Origin of the sequence: Amycolatopsis sp. NPDC047767 (genome assembly GCF_040704195.1) — a bacterium.
In the GTDB taxonomy this organism is placed as follows: Bacteria; Actinomycetota; Actinomycetes; order Mycobacteriales; family Pseudonocardiaceae; genus Amycolatopsis.
This window is the reverse complement of sequence record NZ_JBEYSJ010000083.1, coordinates 1-1,708: the sequence shown is the minus strand read 5'-3', so window position 1 is coordinate 1,708 and position 1,708 is coordinate 1. Positions and strand designations below refer to the sequence as shown.

1 pseudogene is annotated in these 1,708 nt (G+C 69.8%); it reads left to right on the top strand.

The window, feature by feature from the left end:
• Positions 1-399 (top strand): annotated as a pseudogene (locus AB0878_RS49370) (HU family DNA-binding protein); the annotation flags it as partial.
• Positions 400-1,708 lie beyond the last annotated feature (1,309 nt).

Genomic DNA, 1,708 nt, shown 5'->3' with positions numbered 1-1,708 from the left:
AACGTGCCGGCCTTCCGTGCGGGCACGACGTTCAAGGACGTCATCTCCGGCACGAAGAAGCTGCCCAAGGCCACCGCCGTCAAGCGCACCACCACGGCGACCGCCTCGCGCGCCACCACGACCACGCGGGCGGCCGCCTCGCGCACCACGGCCACCCGCCCCGCCGCGACGCGCTCCACCACCACCCGCACCCGCGCGACGGCCGCGAAGCCCGCCGCCACCACGAAGACCACCGCCACCAAGCCGGCCACGACGCGCGCCAAGGCCGCCACCACCAAGGCCGCGGCCGCCAAGCCCGCCGCCAAGGCCACCGCGACCAAGGCCGCCGCTAAGCCTGCCGCAAAGAAGGCCGCTGCCAAGCCGGCCGCCAAGCGCACCAGCGCTGCGAAGAAGAAGTAACACCACCCCGGCGTTACGCCAGGACGTGCACTTCACGGCAGGGCCCCCTCCTTGATTGGGAGAGGGCCCTGCCGCATGTCCGGGCTCTCTCGCCTCGCCGGCGGTTACGGCCGAAACCATCTGTCCACCAACGGACTCCCTCCCCGAACTGACCTGAAGTCACTCCAGTTCACGACACTCGCCCTTGGACGGGCCCATCTCGCCGCCGGCGTGGGCCTTCGCCTTACCTCTCCTGCCACACGTCACCGCGTCCCAGGACGAGGCTCCTTCTCCGCCGGCACCGGCCCCGCCTCGCCTCACATCGGCCCACCACACGGCATCGCGGCCCGAACAAGACACCCTCACCGCCCACGCCGGCCTCACCGTGTCGGACATCGGCCCACCGCACCGCATCGCAGCCCGAACAGAACTCCCTCACCGCGCACGCCGCCTCGCCCGCCGCATCGCAACGCAGCCCGAACAAGACACCCTCACCGCCCACGCCGGCCTCACCGTGCCATCACAGCGCCGGACTCAGCTGCCCCACCTCGCTACCCCGCCGAACCTCAGGTCGGCCTGCGCTACGGCCCGCGGACCTCTGGCCTGCGCCTCGCCGGTCAAGCTCAGACCTCACCAGCCCACCCACTTCCCTTCCTCCGCGACGAATCCTCGCCTCATCGAGTAGATCCGCGACACATTCCCCCACGCTCGTCTCGCAGACCATCAACAGCGATCCGACTCAGGCGCCTCTTCCGCGATAACCACTCCGCACTCAATACCCCGCGCCGATCCAGCTCTCCCCCGCGCCGCCAAATCAACGTATCGAAATCGCCTTCACTCGCAATGGTTCGATGCGCCAATCAGTTCCACTCAGCGAGGCATCACCATTACCCGAAGGCTCCGCCAACACCATCCCCCACCATCAGCGAAACGATCTCCGCCGCCCCTCACACCCATCGCCATTCACCGTCGCGACCGTCTCCTCAACGCTCTCTCCCGCACCCGGAGCACAGCATCGCCCCGTCTCCCAACTCGCTTCCTGCGCAGACCCCGACCCGCCACCATCACCGCCACCGGCAGGACTCCCACTCCCCCCGTCTCCTACCGCATTGGCCAGCCCACTCAGCAGACTTCACACGCAACGCCCCCGGACCGCCCATGGCCACTCGCCGGCAACACCGCCACAACAGCCCTGACCCGGCACCAGCATCGCCCGGCTCAATCGGCCTTCTTCGCGCCGGTGCCGGGCTCGCGCGACGAGTTCTACGGCCTCACCGACCGCGGCCCGAACGTCGACGCGCCGGACGGGGCCAAGGTGGAGCCGCTGCCC